Origin of the sequence: Sphaerisporangium sp. NPDC049002, from assembly GCF_040649355.1 — a bacterium.
Classification (GTDB): domain Bacteria; phylum Actinomycetota; class Actinomycetes; order Streptosporangiales; family Streptosporangiaceae; genus Sphaerisporangium.
On sequence record NZ_JBEZFH010000189.1, the window covers coordinates 1 to 15124 of the forward strand.

A 15124-nucleotide genomic window follows, 5' to 3' on the forward strand; every position below is an offset into this window, starting at 1 on the left:
CTCGACGCCGCCCGCCTGCGCGACCCAGTTGGTGAACTCGGCGCCGTGCAGCCGGACGAACTTGCCGTCGTGGCGAGGCCGTTCATAGGACGCAGTTCGGGCACCCAGTGGGGGTTCGGCAGGAACCGGCAGTCGACCACCAGATCGGCGTCCACCGGCAGGCCGTACTTGAACCCGAAGGACACGACGTTGACCCGCAGGCCGGGACGGTCTTCGCCGCCGAAGAACGAGACGATCTTGCCGCGCAGCTCGTGCACGTTGTGCGACGAGGTGTCGATGACCAGGTCGGCGTTGGCCCGGACCTCCCGCAGGATGCCGCGCTCCCTGGCGATGCCGTCGACCAGCCGCCCCTCGCCCTGGAGCGGGTGCGGGCGCCGGACGTTCTCGAAACGGCGGACGAGCTCCTCGTCGCTGGCTTCGAGGAAGACGACGCGCACCGCGACGCCGCGCGCCTCCAGCTCCTCGATGGCGGTGTTGAGGTCGGTGGTGAAGGCCAGGCTGCGCACGTCGACGACGGCGGCCACCTTGTCGGTGTCGAGCTTGACCTTCCCGGCCTCCTCGGCCATGGCGAACAGCATGCCCGGCGGCAGGTTGTCGATGACGAACCAGCCCAGATCCTCCAGGGCCTTGGCCGCCGTGCTCCGCCCGGCCCCGGACATGCCGGTGACGATGACGAACGCTGTCTCGCTCACCGCCCCCTTGCGGTCTCGCGGCGCGCCGGAGCGCGGCCGTGAGGTTTCGTGGTCATTGTCGTTTCCGCTGGTGTTCTCAGTCACGTTCCCTCCCCCTTCAGCGCCGCAACGATCGCCTCGGCCGTCGAAAGCCCGATGCCAGGAACCTCGCGGATCTCGTCTACGGAGGCCCCCTGCAACCGTTTGACGGATCCGAAGCGCTTCAGCAAAGCCTGCTTGCGTGCCGACCCGAGCCCGCGAATCTCGTCCAGAGCGCTCTCTTTGACAGACTTTGCGCGTTTTGATCGATGGTAGGTGATGGCGAATCGATGAGCCTCATCGCGCACCCTCTGTAGAAGATAGAGCCCTTCGCTGCTCCGGGGCAGGATGACAGGCTGGTCGTCGCCGGGTAGCCAGACCTCTTCGAGCCGCTTGGCCAGCCCGCTCACCGAGACCTCGTCGACCCCGAGCTCGTCGAGCGCCCGCTGCGCCGCCGCCACCTGAGCGGGGCCGCCGTCGACCACGACGAGATTGGGCGGATAGGCGAACCTGCGCGGCTTGCCCGTCTCAGGGTCGATGGGCTCGGGATCGAGCTCGCCGCTCGCCGCCCGCTCCTCCAGGTGACGCTTGAACCGCCGGGAGATCACCTCGTAGATCGAGGCGACGTCGCCCTGACCGGCCGTGCCCCGGATCGCGAACCTGCGGTACTCGCTCTTGCGGGCGAGGCCGTCCTCGAACACCACCATCGAGGCCACGACGTCGTCCCCCATCAGGTGGGACACGTCGTAGCACTCGATGCGCAGCGGGGCCTGGTCGAGGTCGAGGGCGTCGGCGATCTCCTGAAGCGCCCGGCTGCGGGTGGTGAGATCGCTCGCCCTGCGCAGCTTGTGCTGGGCCAGCGACTCCTTGGCGTTGCGCTCGACGGTCTCCATCAGGGTCTTCTTGTCGCCACGCTGGGGCACCCGCACCTCGACCCTCGCGCCGCGCTGCTCGGTGAGCAGCTCGGCGACCGCGTCGACCTCGGGCGGGAGGGCCGCCACCAGGACCTCGCGGGGCACCGCCTCGGGAGACGCCTCGCCGTACATCTGCAGCAGGAAGTGCTCCACCAGCTCGCCAGGGGAGGACTCCTCCACCTTGTCCACGACCCAGCCGCGCTGGCCGCGGATGCGCCCTCCGCGCACGTAGAAGACCTGGACGGCCGCCTCCAGCGGATCTTCGGCGAGCGCGACCACGTCGCAGTCGGTGCCCTCTCCGAGCACCACGGCCTGCTTTTCGAGGGCACGCTGGAGCGCCTGGATGTCGTCGCGGAGTCGCGCGGCCCTTTCGAACTCCTCGGCGGAGGCGGCCTCGCGCATCTCGCGCTCCAGCCGCTTGATGAACCGGCTGGTGTTGCCCGCCATGAAGTCGCAGAAATCCTCGGCGAGCCGGCGGTGCTCCTCCTCGGTCACCCTGCCGACGCACGGGGCGGAGCACTTGTCGATATAGCCCAGCAGGCACGGCCGCCCGATCTGCCCGGCTCGCTTGAACACCCCCGCCGAGCAGGTGCGCACGGGGAACACGCGGAGCAGCAGGTCGACGGTCTCGCGGATCGCCCACGCGTGGGAGTACGGCCCGAAGTAACGCGTGCCCTTGCGCTTGGCGCCGCGCAGAACCTGCACCCGGGGGAAGTCGTCGCCCATCGTGACGGCGAGGAAGGGATAGGACTTGTCGTCCCGGTATTTGACATTGAACCGGGGATCGAACTCCTTGATCCAGGAGTATTCGAGCTGGAGGGCCTCGACCTCGGTGCCGACGACGGTCCAGTCGACGCCCTCGGCCGCGGTGAGCATCGTCTGGGTGCGCGGATGCAGACCGGCGAAGTCGGCGAAGTAGGAGTTGAGGCGCTGCCGCAGGCTCTTGGCCTTGCCGACATAGATGACCCGGCCATGGGCGTCCCTGAAGCGGTAGACGCCCGGGGACTCGGGGATCGACCCCGGCTCGGGGCGAAAACTCAAGGGGGTGTTCGCGGGTCTTGCCACACTGAAAGCCTATCCGGACCTGCCGACAGAATAAGGCGATCCAGCGCCACATAGGGGCCTGACAGAGGTGGTGGAGATCCCTGCTCGGACCCTTGACACGACCGGTTCCCGCACACCTGTGGTGAGCGGATGCCGAGCGAGCCGTCACCGTCTGCAGGCCAGCGTTTCCGGGCCGGAGGCGGCCACCGGGACGAACCCAGGCACCTCGGGCGGCCGGCGGCCGAGCAGGCACCGTACGCCGTACCGGTCGGCGAGGGCCAGCCGCTCCTCGCGCGGGGTCCCGCCCGCGAACATGCGCCGCTGCGCCCGGCGACGCTCCGCCTCGTCGGCGAGGAACGGATAGGGGTAGGGCGGGGCGACCGCCCGCACGCCCCATCCCACGAGCATGCGCGTGGCCGCGGCGTGCCTGGCCATCACGACGTCGCCCTCGCGCACGTACGGCCGGGCGAACTCGGCGCCGTGGTCGGCCCTCCCGCCCGGCCAGTGCTCGATCACCGTGGCAGGGACCAGGGTCGCGGGAACCCGCGGGGGCAGGGCGCGGGCGATCCCCGGCGCCGCGCCGCACAGGCCGGCCACGCAGGCCGTGGCCGTCACGGCGCCGTACGGCCTCCAGCCCGCCGCCCGGTCCCCCAGGCAGCGGGCGAGGGCCAGATGGGACATCAGCGCGACGACCGGGATGAGCCTGGTGAACTCGTACCGCCCGAGGAGCACCGCGACGATCACCACCGCCGTCCCTGCCGCGAATCCCACGGCCAGCTCGCGCCCGAGTGGCAGCCGCACGCCGTGCCACAGGGCCGGTATCCCCACCAGGACCAGCCAGTACTTCCCGAAGGCGTCCGCGACGAGCGTCGAGTGGATGTGCGAGAAGCCCGATCCCGCCCGCGCCAGCGACGACATCCCGGCGTACGGCCAGAGCGCCGCGAGGGCGAGGGCGCCGATGCCCGCGCACGCGAGCGCGAACAGCCGCCTCCTGGTCCAGGCGCCGGGCCGGGCGAGCAGGAAGGCGGTGGCCACGAAGGCCGTCTCGGCGGCGGTGAAGGGATGCACCAGCAGGATCAGCGCCGCGAGCACGACCAGGCGGGCCAGGTCGGCCAGGCGGCCCTCCTCGCGGAAGCGCAGCAGCACCGCCAGGCACGCCAACATGAGCGCCAGGGCTACTGTGGACGGATAGGCCTGGGTGAACGACAGCGAGGCCATCGGCGCGAACCCGCTCCACGCGAAGGGCCGTGTCCCCCAGAGCAACAGGACGAAGACCACGGCCAGCACGGCCGTCGCCGTACGGTCGCCGAGGCGGCGGCAGAACGCGCGCATCCCCCACAGCAGCAGCCCGATGTTCGCCACGCCCGCCCACGAAAGGACGGCTTCGGGCCCCACGCCGGTCGTCCGTGAGACGAGGGCGAGCAGCAACGTGTACGGCGTGAAGTACGGGCTCCGCACGTGCCCGCCGACCAGCGGGTCCTCGGGCGCCAGGGGATGCTGGGCCAGGGCCCGGACTGTGGCCACGTGGAGATGCCAGTCACCCGTCCAGGCATGCCGGGCGGCGACGAACGCCGACCAGGCCGACACGATCACCGAAAGCAGCAGGTATCCCCCGCCGCGCACCCGCATGGCTCCTCCCACAGCGAATGCGATCACATCCGCCCGGGAACCCCCGCCCGCCATAGGTCAGCGTCCCGCAAAACCTCACACGCCACCCCCGAGCCCCCGAAGAGCACCGCCCCGCGACCGGCGGCGCCGGGTCTCGCAGTACGAACGGGCGGGGGTGAAGGGCCGGTGCCCTTCACCCCCGCCCGTTCGCGAGCGCGTTCCGAGAGGCGACCTCAGGCAAGGCTGATGGAACCGCCCTCGACCTTGATCTGCTTCTCGGCCAGGGGCTCGCTCGCCGGCCCGTTGACGACCGAACCGTCGGCGATGTTGAACTTGCTGCCGTGACACGGGCAGTTGATGGTGCCGTCGGAGACGGACCCGACCGGACATCCCTGGTGGGTGCAGATGGCGCTGAACGCCTTGAACTCACCGTCGTTGGGCTGCGTGACGACGATCTTCTCCTTCTTGAAGATCTTGCCGCCCCCCTTGGGGATGTCGCTCGCCTTCGCCAGACCGCTGGAGCCCCCGGCCGCGTCGCCCGCGGCTTCACCGGCGGAGGACGCCGGAGCGGGATCCGCGGCGGAATCGCCGCTGCCGACCGAGGTCGATGAGTCATACCCGCCGCAGGCGGTCAGCACCACGGCCAGGCCCGCACCACTCGCGCCCAGCATCACCGCACGCCGTGTCGTATCCGTGTCCGTCATATTCGCCTTCCTAGAGGTCTGTTATCTCAGCTACGGCTCGCGCCCCGACATGGTTCAGCTTGCGCGACAAGTAACCCAAGGAAGTATGGACAATTACGCATAACGCGCAGGTCAAACGAAGCCGATCTCCACCCCACGGCCAGGCCGCCGTGCGGCGTGGGGTGGGGTGGGCGAGCGGAAGGGGGTCAGCCTCCGAGGATCTTGCTGAGGAAGCGGCCGGTGTGGCTGTCCTCGATGCGGGCGACCTGCTCGGGGGTGCCGGTGGCGAGCACGAGCCCGCCACGGGAGCCGCCCTCGGGGCCCATGTCGATGACCCAGTCGGCGGTCTTGATGACGTCGAGGTTGTGCTCGATCACGATGACCGTGTTGCCGCTGTCGACCAGGCGGCCGAGCACGCCGAGCAGTTTGCGGATGTCCTCGAAGTGGAGACCGGTGGTGGGCTCGTCGAGCACGTAGACGGTGCGGCCCGTGGACCGCCGCTGGAGCTCGGAGGCGAGCTTGACGCGCTGCGCCTCGCCGCCGGACAGGGTGGTCGCCGGCTGGCCCAGCCGGACGTACCCGAGGCCGACGTCGTTGAGGGTCTTCAGGTGCCGCTTGATCGCCGGGATGGCGTCGAAGAACGCAAGCGCCTCCTCGATCGACATGTCGAGGACCTCGGAGATCGTCTTGCCCTTGTAGTGGACCTCCAGGGTCTCCCGGTTGTAACGGGCGCCGTGGCATACCTCGCACGGGACGTAGACGTCAGGCAGGAAGTTCATCTCGATCTTGATGGTGCCGTCGCCGGAGCACGCCTCGCAGCGCCCGCCCTTGACGTTGAAGCTGAACCGGCCCGGAAGATAGCCGCGGATCTTGGCCTCGGTCGTCTGCGCGAACAGCTTGCGCACATGGTCGAACACCCCGGTGTAGGTCGCGGGGTTGGACCTCGGCGTGCGGCCGATAGGGCTCTGGTCGACGTGGACCACCTTGTCGACCTGGTCGGTGCCGGTGACCCGGGAGTGCCTGCCCGGCACGGTCTTCGCGCCGTTGAGCTCCTTGGCCAGGGCGTTGTACAGGATGTCGTTGACCAGTGTGGACTTGCCCGAGCCCGACACACCGGTCACCGCGGTGAACACGCCCAGCGGGAACTCGACGTCGACGCCCTTGAGGTTGTGCTCACGGGCGCCCTTGACCACCAGCTTGCGCTTGGAGTCGCGCTTTCGCCGGGCGGCGGGCAGGTCGATGCTCCTGCGCCCGGAGATGTAGGCGCCGGTCAGGGAGTCCTCGCTGGCCAGCAGGTCTTCCACGGTGCCGGACACCACGACCTGGCCCCCGTGCTCGCCCGCGCCGGGACCGATGTCGACCACCCAGTCGGCGGCGGCGATCGTGTCCTCGTCGTGCTCGACGACGATCAGCGTGTTGCCCATGTCGCGCAGGCGGATCAGCGTGTCGAGCAACCGCTGGTTGTCGCGCTGGTGCAGGCCGATCGACGGCTCGTCGAGGACGTACAGCACGCCCACCAGACCCGACCCGATCTGGGTCGCCAGACGGATGCGCTGGGCCTCTCCACCGGCGAGCGTGCCCGCCGCGCGGTCGAGGGTGAGGTAGTCGAGTCCGACGTCGAGCAGGAAGCCCAGCCGGGCGTTGATCTCCTTGACGACCCGCTCGGCGATGTGGCTGTCACGCTCGGAGAGGGTGAGCCCCCCGAGGAACTTGGCGCACTCGCCGATCGACATGCCCGACACGTCGGCGATTGAGGACTCGCTGACCGTGACCGCGAGCGAGACGGGCTTGAGGCGGGCGCCCTTGCAGGTGGGGCAGGGGATCTCCCGCATGAAGCCCTCGAACCGCTCGCGCGTGGAGTCGCTCTCGGCCTCGGCGTGCCGGCGCTGCACCCACGGGATCACGCCCTCGAAGGTCGTGTAGTAGGAGCGCTGCCTGCCGTAGCGGTTGCTGTAGCGGACGTGGACCTGCTCGTCGTGGCCGCGCAGCAGCGCCTTCTGCGCCTGCTTGGGCAGCCGCTCCCAGGCCGTGTCGAGGTCGAACCCGATGGCGTGGCCGAGGGCCTCGACCAGCCGGATGAAGTAGTCGCTGGTGTGGCCGCCGGACCACGGGGAGATGGCGCCGTCGCCCAGGGACTTCTCGGGGTCGGGCACCACGAGGTCGGGGTCGACCTCCATGCGGGTGCCGAGGCCGGTGCAGTCGGGGCAGGCGCCGAAGGGCGAGTTGAACGAGAAGGAGCGCGGCTCCAGTTCCTCGAACGACAGGTCGTCGTAGGGGCAGTAGAGGTGCTCGGAGTAGAACCGCTCGCGACCAGGGTCGTCCTCGGGGAGGTCGACGAAGTCGAGCGTGATCGTGCCGCCCGACAGTTGCAGCGCGGTCTCCACCGAGTCGGTGAGGCGCCGGCGCGCGCCGTCCTTCACCGAGAGCCGGTCGACGATCACCTCGATGTCGTGCTTCTCGTACTTCTTCAGGGTCGGCGGCTCCTCCAGCCGGACGACCGTGCCGTCGACGCGGGCGCGCGCGAAGCCCTTGGTCTGCAGCTCGCGGAACAGCTCGGCGTACTCGCCCTTGCGCCCGCGGATCACCGGGGCGATGACCTGGAACCGGGTGCCCTCGGGGAGTTCGAGGACGCGGTCGACGATCTGCTGCGGGGTCTGCCGGGCGATGGGACGGCCACAGGCCGGGCAGTGGGGCTTGCCGATGCGCGCCCAAAGAAGGCGCAGGTAGTCGTAGACCTCGGTGATCGTGCCGACGGTGGAACGGGGGTTGCGGGAGGTCGACTTCTGGTCGATGGAGACGGCCGGCGACAGGCCCTCGATGAAGTCGACATCGGGCTTGTCCATCTGCCCGAGGAACTGCCTGGCGTACGACGAGAGCGACTCGACATAGCGTCTCTGGCCCTCGGCGAAGATGGTGTCGAAGGCCAGGCTGGACTTGCCCGAGCCGGAGAGCCCGGTGAAGACGATGAGAGCGTCTCGCGGCAGGTCAAGCGAGACGTCCTTGAGATTGTGTTCGCGGGCGCCACGAACGATCAAGCGGTCGGCCACAGCAGATCTCTCATGTTGGGTTGCGATCCACGGCAGCCGGAACTGGCCACCTCTGACTAGTCGCCGCCACTCTAACGACGGGGTCCGACAGTTTCTCCCGCTCCGGCTTCCGCTCCGGCGAGGGGCCGGGCGTGCCCCCGAGACCACCGGCGGCGTGCCGGTGGGCGAGGGCCGGCGCGGAGGTCATGGCCCCTCCTTGCTTGCGGGCTGGGCCCGCGGCCACGTGCTCACCCACGTCGCGCGTAACGCGGACGGCCACATCAACTTCCTGACCTGGGCCAGGACAGGTGTGTACACCCCACAGTACCCAACGCCCTGCGCCCGGGAGGCCGAGATCGCAGAAGGAGCCGGAGGCCGATCGCGGAGCAGCACGCGCCTGGCACGTGCTCGTACGCCGGATCCGGGTCGTCGAGATCCACCACGTCGACCTGGGCGCGGGCGGCGGGAAGACGGACGGCGCGGGCGGCGGGACGGAGGCGGGGCTTAGGCTGGCGGAGAAGCCGCCGGCGGCGCCGCCGTGGCTCACGATGCCCGCACCGCCCGGCCTCCCGGCGTCACCACCTGAGGAGTACCCATGACCTACACCGGCGACGTGACCGCTGACGGTCCCGCCGACGTGCGCGAGTTGCCCGAACTCACGATCAGCAAGATCGAGGTGGGCGACTTCGGCAACAACGCCTACCTGCTTCGATGCCGTGAGACCGGCGACGGCGTGCTGATCGACGCGGCCGCCGACGCCGGCAGGCTGCTCGACCTGATCGGCGACGGGCCCATCAGCAAGATCATCACGACCCACCAGCACCAGGACCACTGGATGGCCCTGGCGGAGGTGGCGAAGGCCTCCGGGGCCGAGACCGTCGCCCACCCGCTGGACGCGCCGGCCCTGCCGGTGCCGGTCACCCAGCCGGTCGAGCACGGCGACAAGGTCACCGTGGGAGTGGTCACGCTCGACGTGATCCACCTGCGCGGACACACCCCCGGTTCGATCGCCCTGCTCTACCAGGACTCCCACCTGTTCACCGGCGACTCGCTGTTCCCCGGTGGGGTCGGCAACACCCAGCGCGACCCCGCCCGGTTCGAGCAGCTGTACACCGACGTGGCTGAGCGGATCTTCGACCGGCTCCCCGACGAGACCTGGGTGTACCCCGGCCACGGCAAGGACACCACCCTCGGAGCAGAGCGCCCCTCCCTGCCCGAATGGCGCGCCCGCGGCTGGTAGCCGCGCGAGCCGGCAGACAGGCGAGGACGCGCGAACGGCCCGGCCCCCAAAGGGACCGGGCCGTTCGGCAGGCCATCGCCAGGGTCACCGGACGACGGACTCGGTCTCCCTGCGCTCCTTGCGCTGCTCGCGCTTGAACATCAGCACGCGCAGCGGGATCGCCGACACCAGCGCGATCTGCATGGAGGCGCCGATCTGGATGAGCAGGTCGCCGCCCGTCAGGTCGGCCGCCCAGATGGTGAGGCAGGCGACGTTGACCATGATCCAGGCCAGTACGACCGCCGCCAGGTTGCCCTTGGGCTTGGGGTACTCGATGCGGCTGACCATGAGCCAGGCCACCGCGAAGATCCCGACCACCGTGAAGTACGACGGCTCGAACAGCAGCACGATCGACACCACGGTCATGGCGCCCATGGGGATGGGCAGGCCCATGAAGTCGCCGCTCTTGGTCTTCACGCAGGCGAAGCGCGCCAGCCGTACGACGCCCGCGCCGAGGACGGACACGGCGGCGCAGAGCACCAGCCACAGCGGGAGCTTCTGGGAGAAGCCCGCCCAGGCCACCACCATGAAGGCGGGGGCGAAGCCGAAGCTGATCACGTCGGCGAGGTTGTCGAGCTCGGCGCCCATGGCCGAGGCCCTGAACTTCCTGGCCACCAGCCCGTCGAACAGGTCGCAGGTGGCGCCGATCAGCAGCAGCACCACGGCGGTGGCGAAGTACCGGGGGTCGGGATGGAACTCGCGCGACTGCTGGAGCTGGGCGATCGCCGACCACGCCAGAACGCACACGGCCAGGAAGCCGCACATCGCGTTGCCCAGGGAGAGCGAGTCGGCGGCCGACAGGCGGAACGCCTTCCCGACGGGCCCCCGAGGCTCCTCGTCCTCGTCCACGCCCTCCATGGACCAGCCTGCGTCAGCCGTGGTCAATGCGAGTCACTCCTGCCGTCGTCCGCTGCCCAACGGTCACCGCTGGGGCGATCCCTTCTGGAAGGTAGATGTCCACCCGCGAGCCGAAGCGGATGAGCCCGATCCGCTCGCCTCGTGAGACCTTGGCACCCGCGCCGAGGTAGGGCACGATGCGGCGCGCCACGGCTCCGGCGATCTGCACGAGCTCGATGTCGCCCAGTGCCGTGTCGAAGTGCCAGACGACCCGCTCGTTCTGGTCGCTGTCCTTGTTGAACGCGGGCTTGAACCCGCCTGCCACATGCCGCGCAGAGGTGACCGTGCCGTCGAGCGGGGCGCGGTTCACGTGGACGTTCAGCGGGCTCATGAAGATCGCGACGCGCGTACGCCCGTCCGGCTGGGGGTCGATGCTCTGGACCACCCCGTCGGCCGGGCTCAGCACCAGTCCGGTGCCGGGGGCGCGGTCGGGGTCGCGGAAGAACCACAGCATGGCGCCTGTGAGCGCGGTCAGCGGAGCCGCCGCGAGCACCCACGGGCGGGACCGCCGGGCCAGCGCCGCCGAGATGACGGCGGCGGCGACCGTGGGAGCCAGCCAGGGGGAAACGCCACGTGCCAGCCGTACGCGGCGGCGACTGTGGCTTGGCGAATCGTTGGACACGGGGAACCTTTTGTAATGTTTGCGGCCAGAGACCGGATTGTGACTTGTCGCCGAATGTTACCCATCTCGTCGCCGTTACATAGCGATACGAGACAAGCAAATCGCTTCAAGCACCAATTCACTACCCCTGGGACACCTTCGCCGGGGCGGTGGCTTCGCCGGCCTTCTTGTCACGCCTGGCCTTGATCAGGCTGGCCACGGTGGTGACCACCATCGTGACGCCGATGACCGAGAGGGAGACCCAGATCGGCACCTCCGGCGCCCAGGAGACGCCACTGGTGTGCAAGGCCTCCAGGATGAGCTTAACCCCGATGAAGCCCAAAATGAACGACAGACCGTAGCTGATGTAGACCAACCGCTGCAGCAGACCGCCAAGCAGGAAGTACAGCTGACGCAGCCCCATCAGGGCGAACGCGTTGGCGGTGAACACGATGAAGGCGTCCTTGGTGAGACCGAAGATGGCCGGGATCGAGTCGAGGGCGAACAGCAGGTCGGTGGTGCCGATGGCGATCATCACGATCAGCATGGGGGTCACCATTCGGCGCCCGCCCACCCGCGCGGTGATCTTGGAACCCACGAAGCCGTCGGTGGTCGGGAAGATCCGGCGGACCCACCGCAGCAGCAGGTTCTCCTTGAACTCCTCCTCGTCGTGCCCGCGCACCATGTTGATGCCGGTGTAGATGAGGAAGGCGCCGAACACGTAGAACAACCAGCCGAAACGCTCCAGCGCGGCGGCGCCGACGAGGATGAAGACACCACGCATCACCAGGGCCATCAGCACGCCGACGAGAAGGACCTTGTGCTGGTAGATCTTGGGAACCGCGAACCGGCCCATGATGATGTAGAAGACGAACAGGTTGTCGACACTCAAACTGTATTCAGTGAGATAACCGGCGAAGAACTCACCGGCCTTGTCCATGCCCTCGACGGCGAACAGCCCGATGCCGAACAGCACCGCCAGCCCGACGTAGAAGGCGACCCAGAATCCGGCCTGGCGCATCGAGAACTCACGGGGCTCACCCCTGTCGACAATCCACAGGTCCACGGCGAGAACCACCAGCAACCCGCCGATGACCGCCGCCCAAGCCCACACGGATACGTCCAAGACAAACCTCCGGCCCGCGTCAAAGTGCCGGAGGTCTCTCCCGCCCGCGCCAAGAGGCTCGGACCGGCAGCCCCGGGCACGCCGTAAGGGACGTACCGTGATGACGAGGCTGTCGCGAAGGGATACTCCCCCCCTCAGAGGAGGAGTATAGGCGAGCACATAAGCCTTACCTAATCAGCCTTTGAACGACACCGGGGTTTTGCCGGCCCGCGCGGCCGCCCAGCAGGTCACACGCCCTGGAGGCGCCCGCGCCCCGCCCTAGAAGCGCTGTCGAACCGGCGGCGAACCGCGCGATCACGGCCGTGACCAGGCCTGGGGCCGCCTTCAGCGCCCGGCGCCCGGGAGCGCTCCGTAGGCCTCGCGGACGGCGCGGAGCGCGGCCTCCTCGTCCGGCAGCGGGCGCGCCGCCGCGGCGGCGGCCAGGCGTCCGGCCAGGCCGGGGTCGGCGAGCAGCCTCGCGACCTCCCGCCTCAGGGCCTCCGCGTCCCCCGGCGGCACCAGCAGGGCGGCGTCGCCCACCATGCCGGGGATGCCCCCGACGGCCGTCGCGACGATCGGTGTGCCCGCCCGGAGCGCCTCCTGCACGCTCAGCGGCTGCCCCTCCCACCGGCTCGGCACGAGCAGGGCGCCGGCCGCCTGGAGCAGGTCGGCCACGTCGGCGCGATCGCCCAGCAGCCGGACGGGCAGCCCCTCCGCGTCGATGCGCGCCTGGAGCCCGCCACGCAGCGGCCCCTCCCCCGCGACCACGAACAGCGGGGCGGCCACGGCGTACGGGCCGCCGGCGGCGTCCAGCAGCGTCTCCAGGCCCTTCTGCTGGGCCAGCCGGGCGATCGTGAGCAAGATCGGACGGTCTCCCGCCTCCAACTCGCCACGGACCTCGGCGGCCGTCCTCCGGGGCGGACGCAGGGGTGGCGCCGGGACGACGGCGTCCGCGACGCTCCGCGCGCCACGGGCGCGCATCCGCTCCCCCAGATCAGGCGCGACGACCAACACCTGATCAGCTTTTTTCGCAACAATGCGCTCCAAAAGCCCATATATCGCGCCGATTACTCCTTTAGCGGTAAGGGCGTTGTGCAGGGTGACCACCAGGCCCGTACGGCGTCCCGCGAGGGCGAGCGCGGCCAGCGCTCCGGCACGCAACCCGTGGGCGTGGACGACGTCCGCCCCGGACGTCGCCCGCCTCAGCCGCCTCACCGCGCCGAGGTCACTCAGAGGGCGTGGCCGGTCGGAGATGGGCACCTCCAGGAAACGGGCGGCCCCGGAGAAGCCGAAAGCCTCATCCGTGCTCGCGGGACCCGCCACGACGACCTGGTTTCCCTCGCGGGCCAGCCCCCCGGCGAGCATCCGCACGTGCCGCCCCACCCCGCCCGCGCTGGTGCCGAGCACCAGGACCACGCGCCGCCCCGCCTCAGCCATCGCCATCGGTCCCTTCCCGCCGGTCGCCGGCTACCCGCCCCGTCTCCCCGGCCCCCGTGCCGCCCGTGCCCGTCCTCCGTGCCCGGGAGAGCACCGAGGCCAGATCGCGCCTGTCTATCACGAGCGCGACGGCCAGGGACACCGTCACGGCCGCGAGGCCGGCCAGCGCGGCCACGCCCACGTTGGCGACCGGTCCGTGGAAGCTCAGGCGCGAGGTGATCGAAAGGCCCGCGAGGAACCCCGCCCCGCCTCCCAGCAGGGCGGCGAGCGACGCGCGTACGACCCCCGCGAGCGCCTTGGAGCCCCGTGTGCGGGCGACCGCCGCCAGCAGCAGCGCGCCTCCCGCGGTCATGCCGGCCGCGCTGCCGAGGGCGAGGCCGCCGAGCTTCCAGGATGCGGGGAACGCCAGGACGAAGGCGGTCTGCGCCGCCATGACCACCAGCCAGCCGGTCACCATGCCGGCCGCGGCCGCCCTGCCCTTCCCTGCGGCGTACAGCACCCGGCTCAGGTGGGCGGTCAGCCCGTACCCGACCAGCCCGGGGGCGAAGAGCGCGATGGACCTCGCGAACTGGTCCGCGGAGACGTCGCTTGCCATGCCGTCGACGAACACCGCCGCCACCGGCGCGGCGACGGCCGCGAGCGCGCCCGCGGCGAGGCCCGAGACCAGCACCACGGCCCGGGTGGTCTGCGCGGAAAGGGCCGCGAAGCCGTCGCGGTCCCCCCGTTCGGCGCGCGCGGAGAGCGCGGGGAACACGCTCGTCGCGATGGGCACCGCGAGCACGGCGTAGGGCACCTGGTAGATCGCCCACGCGTAGCTGTAGCCCGCCAGCCCTCCGGCGCCGACCTCGCGGTTGGCGAGCCAGACCACCAGGGCCATGGCCGCCTGCTGGGCGACCAGGGCGCTCAGCCCCGCCAGGGCGAGGCGCCGCACCCGCACGGCGACGCCCTCGGGGAAGCGCAGGATGGGCCTCAGCCGGAGCCCGAGCCGGGAGGAGGGCCCGATGACGGCGGCCACCAGCGCGAGGACGCCCAGCGTCGTGCCCACCGACAGGGCGAGCTCCGCGGGGCGCGGCACGGCGGACAGCGGGGCCTTGACACCCTCGCTGAGCGGCACGAAGGCGAGGTAGGCGAAGATCACCACCAGGCTGGACACCAGCGGCGCCACGGCCGGGCCGGTGAACCTCCGATGCGCCTGGAGCACTCCGTAGAGCACCACCGCCAGGCCGTACAGCGGGATCTGCGGCGCGAAGACGACCAGCATCCGGGTGGCCACGGCCGTGAGGTCCCCGGTCGCGCACCCCTTCACCTCACCGGCGAACAGTTCGATCACCGGATGGGCGGCGAGCGCGACCACGACGCTGAGCGGCACGAGCAGCACTAGCACCCAGGTCAGCAGGGCCGAGGTGACCCACCCGACCTCGTCCCGGGCCCGGTCGGGCTCACCGGTGCCCGCCGGCGCGGGGCCCGCCTTCTCCCCGGCCCTCACGCGCACGGCGTCCGGGGCCAGGGAACGGGACGCCGCCCCGGCCAGCACGGGGACGACCATGCCGGCCAGCGCGCCGCCCACGACGACCTCGAAGACGATGTTCGGCACCTGGTTGGCCGTGAAGTAGGCCGTGGCCAGGCAGTTCGTGCCGACAGTGCGGGCGAGCACCAGTTGCTTGGCGAAACCGACGACCCGCGCCAGGATCGTGATGACACCGATCAGGACCGCCGCCGCGGCGACAAGCGCCGGACCTCGCAGAACGTCGTCTGGGGCGGCATCGCGGGGTGCATGCCCGTGCTGATCGGGTGGGCGGGCATCACCGGGCGGGTCGACT

General features: G+C 70.4%; 12 protein-coding genes and 1 pseudogene. 3 read left to right on the plus strand and 10 right to left on the minus strand.

Annotated elements, in window-relative coordinates:
- From rapZ to uvrA, 5 genes are all read right to left on the minus strand, one after another.
- Window positions 1-659, minus strand: a 659-nt coding sequence (gene rapZ / locus AB0B89_RS28445; RefSeq protein ID WP_358558982.1) for an RNase adapter RapZ, incomplete at its 3' end; no start/stop codon positions are given.
- A 113-nt stretch (window positions 660-772) separates the two neighbouring features.
- A complete protein-coding gene (gene uvrC / locus AB0B89_RS28450) occupies window positions 773-2689 on the minus strand; it encodes an excinuclease ABC subunit UvrC (protein WP_358558966.1) in 1917 nt (638 codons plus the stop codon).
- 144 nt (window positions 2690-2833) lie between these two features.
- Window positions 2834-4297 carry a 6-pyruvoyl-tetrahydropterin synthase-related protein gene (locus AB0B89_RS28455; protein WP_358558967.1) on the minus strand — a complete coding sequence of 488 codons (1464 nt, stop codon included), beginning with the start codon at window positions 4295-4297 and terminating at the stop codon, window positions 2834-2836.
- 212 nt (window positions 4298-4509) lie between these two features.
- Entirely contained in the window at window positions 4510-4980 is a 471-nt protein-coding gene (locus tag AB0B89_RS28460) for a Rieske (2Fe-2S) protein (RefSeq protein ID WP_358558968.1), read from the minus strand.
- Between the two features lie 185 nt (window positions 4981-5165).
- Window positions 5166-8006 carry an excinuclease ABC subunit UvrA gene (gene uvrA, locus AB0B89_RS28465; protein WP_358558969.1) on the minus strand — a complete coding sequence of 947 codons (2841 nt, stop codon included), beginning with the start codon at window positions 8004-8006 and terminating at the stop codon, window positions 5166-5168.
- Between uvrA and AB0B89_RS28470 the strand changes: the two genes are divergently transcribed.
- Both AB0B89_RS28470 and AB0B89_RS28475 read left to right on the plus strand, forming a co-directional pair.
- Window positions 7924-8493 carry a maleylpyruvate isomerase N-terminal domain-containing protein gene (locus AB0B89_RS28470; protein ID WP_358558970.1) on the plus strand — a complete coding sequence of 190 codons (570 nt, stop codon included), beginning with the start codon at window positions 7924-7926 and terminating at the stop codon, window positions 8491-8493. The genes uvrA and AB0B89_RS28470 overlap by 83 nt on opposite strands.
- A gap of 87 nt (window positions 8494-8580) precedes the next feature.
- Window positions 8581-9225, plus strand: coding sequence for an MBL fold metallo-hydrolase (locus AB0B89_RS28475; RefSeq protein ID WP_358558971.1), 645 nt, complete (start codon window positions 8581-8583; stop codon window positions 9223-9225).
- 84 nt (window positions 9226-9309) lie between these two features.
- On the opposite strand, the gene pssA is transcribed toward AB0B89_RS28475, so the two are convergent.
- The 5 genes from pssA to AB0B89_RS28500 form a co-directional block, all read right to left on the minus strand.
- Window positions 9310-10149: a CDP-diacylglycerol--serine O-phosphatidyltransferase gene (gene pssA / locus AB0B89_RS28480; RefSeq protein ID WP_358558972.1), complete on the minus strand. Its 840-nt coding sequence runs from the start codon at window positions 10147-10149 to the stop codon at window positions 9310-9312.
- Window positions 10136-10783, minus strand: a complete 648-nt coding sequence (locus tag AB0B89_RS28485) for a phosphatidylserine decarboxylase (RefSeq protein ID WP_358558974.1) — start codon at window positions 10781-10783, stop codon at window positions 10136-10138. Before AB0B89_RS28485 ends, pssA begins: the two co-directional genes overlap by 14 nt.
- Window positions 10784-10904: 121 nt before the next feature.
- A complete protein-coding gene (locus AB0B89_RS28490) occupies window positions 10905-11888 on the minus strand; it encodes a TerC family protein (protein WP_358558976.1) in 984 nt (327 codons plus the stop codon).
- A gap of 324 nt (window positions 11889-12212) precedes the next feature.
- Window positions 12213-13310, minus strand: coding sequence for a glycosyltransferase family 4 protein (locus AB0B89_RS28495; RefSeq protein WP_358558978.1), 1098 nt, complete (start codon window positions 13308-13310; stop codon window positions 12213-12215).
- The gene (locus AB0B89_RS28500; protein WP_358558980.1) at window positions 13297-14958 is read right to left on the minus strand and encodes a lipid II flippase MurJ; all 1662 of its coding nucleotides are present in this window, start codon (window positions 14956-14958) and stop codon (window positions 13297-13299) included. The genes AB0B89_RS28495 and AB0B89_RS28500 overlap by 14 nt, the downstream gene beginning before the upstream one ends.
- Before the next feature lie 72 nt (window positions 14959-15030).
- Between AB0B89_RS28500 and AB0B89_RS28505 the strand changes: the two are divergent.
- Window positions 15031-15124: pseudogene (locus AB0B89_RS28505) on the plus strand (protoheme IX farnesyltransferase); the annotation flags it as partial.

What these genes read in the sequence shown, in the direction of transcription:
- AB0B89_RS28455 (WP_358558967.1), bottom strand. Translation starts at nt 4,297, where the DNA reads ATGCGGGTGCGCGGCGGGGGATACCTGCTGCTTTCGGTGATCGTGTCG.
- AB0B89_RS28460 (WP_358558968.1), bottom strand. Translation starts at nt 4,980, where the DNA reads ATGACGGACACGGATACGACACGGCGTGCGGTGATGCTGGGCGCGAGT.
- AB0B89_RS28470 (WP_358558970.1), top strand. Translation starts at nt 7,924, where the DNA reads ATGAGAGCGTCTCGCGGCAGGTCAAGCGAGACGTCCTTGAGATTGTGT.
- AB0B89_RS28475 (WP_358558971.1), top strand. Translation starts at nt 8,581, where the DNA reads ATGACCTACACCGGCGACGTGACCGCTGACGGTCCCGCCGACGTGCGC.
- AB0B89_RS28495 (WP_358558978.1), bottom strand. Translation starts at nt 13,310, where the DNA reads ATGGCGATGGCTGAGGCGGGGCGGCGCGTGGTCCTGGTGCTCGGCACC.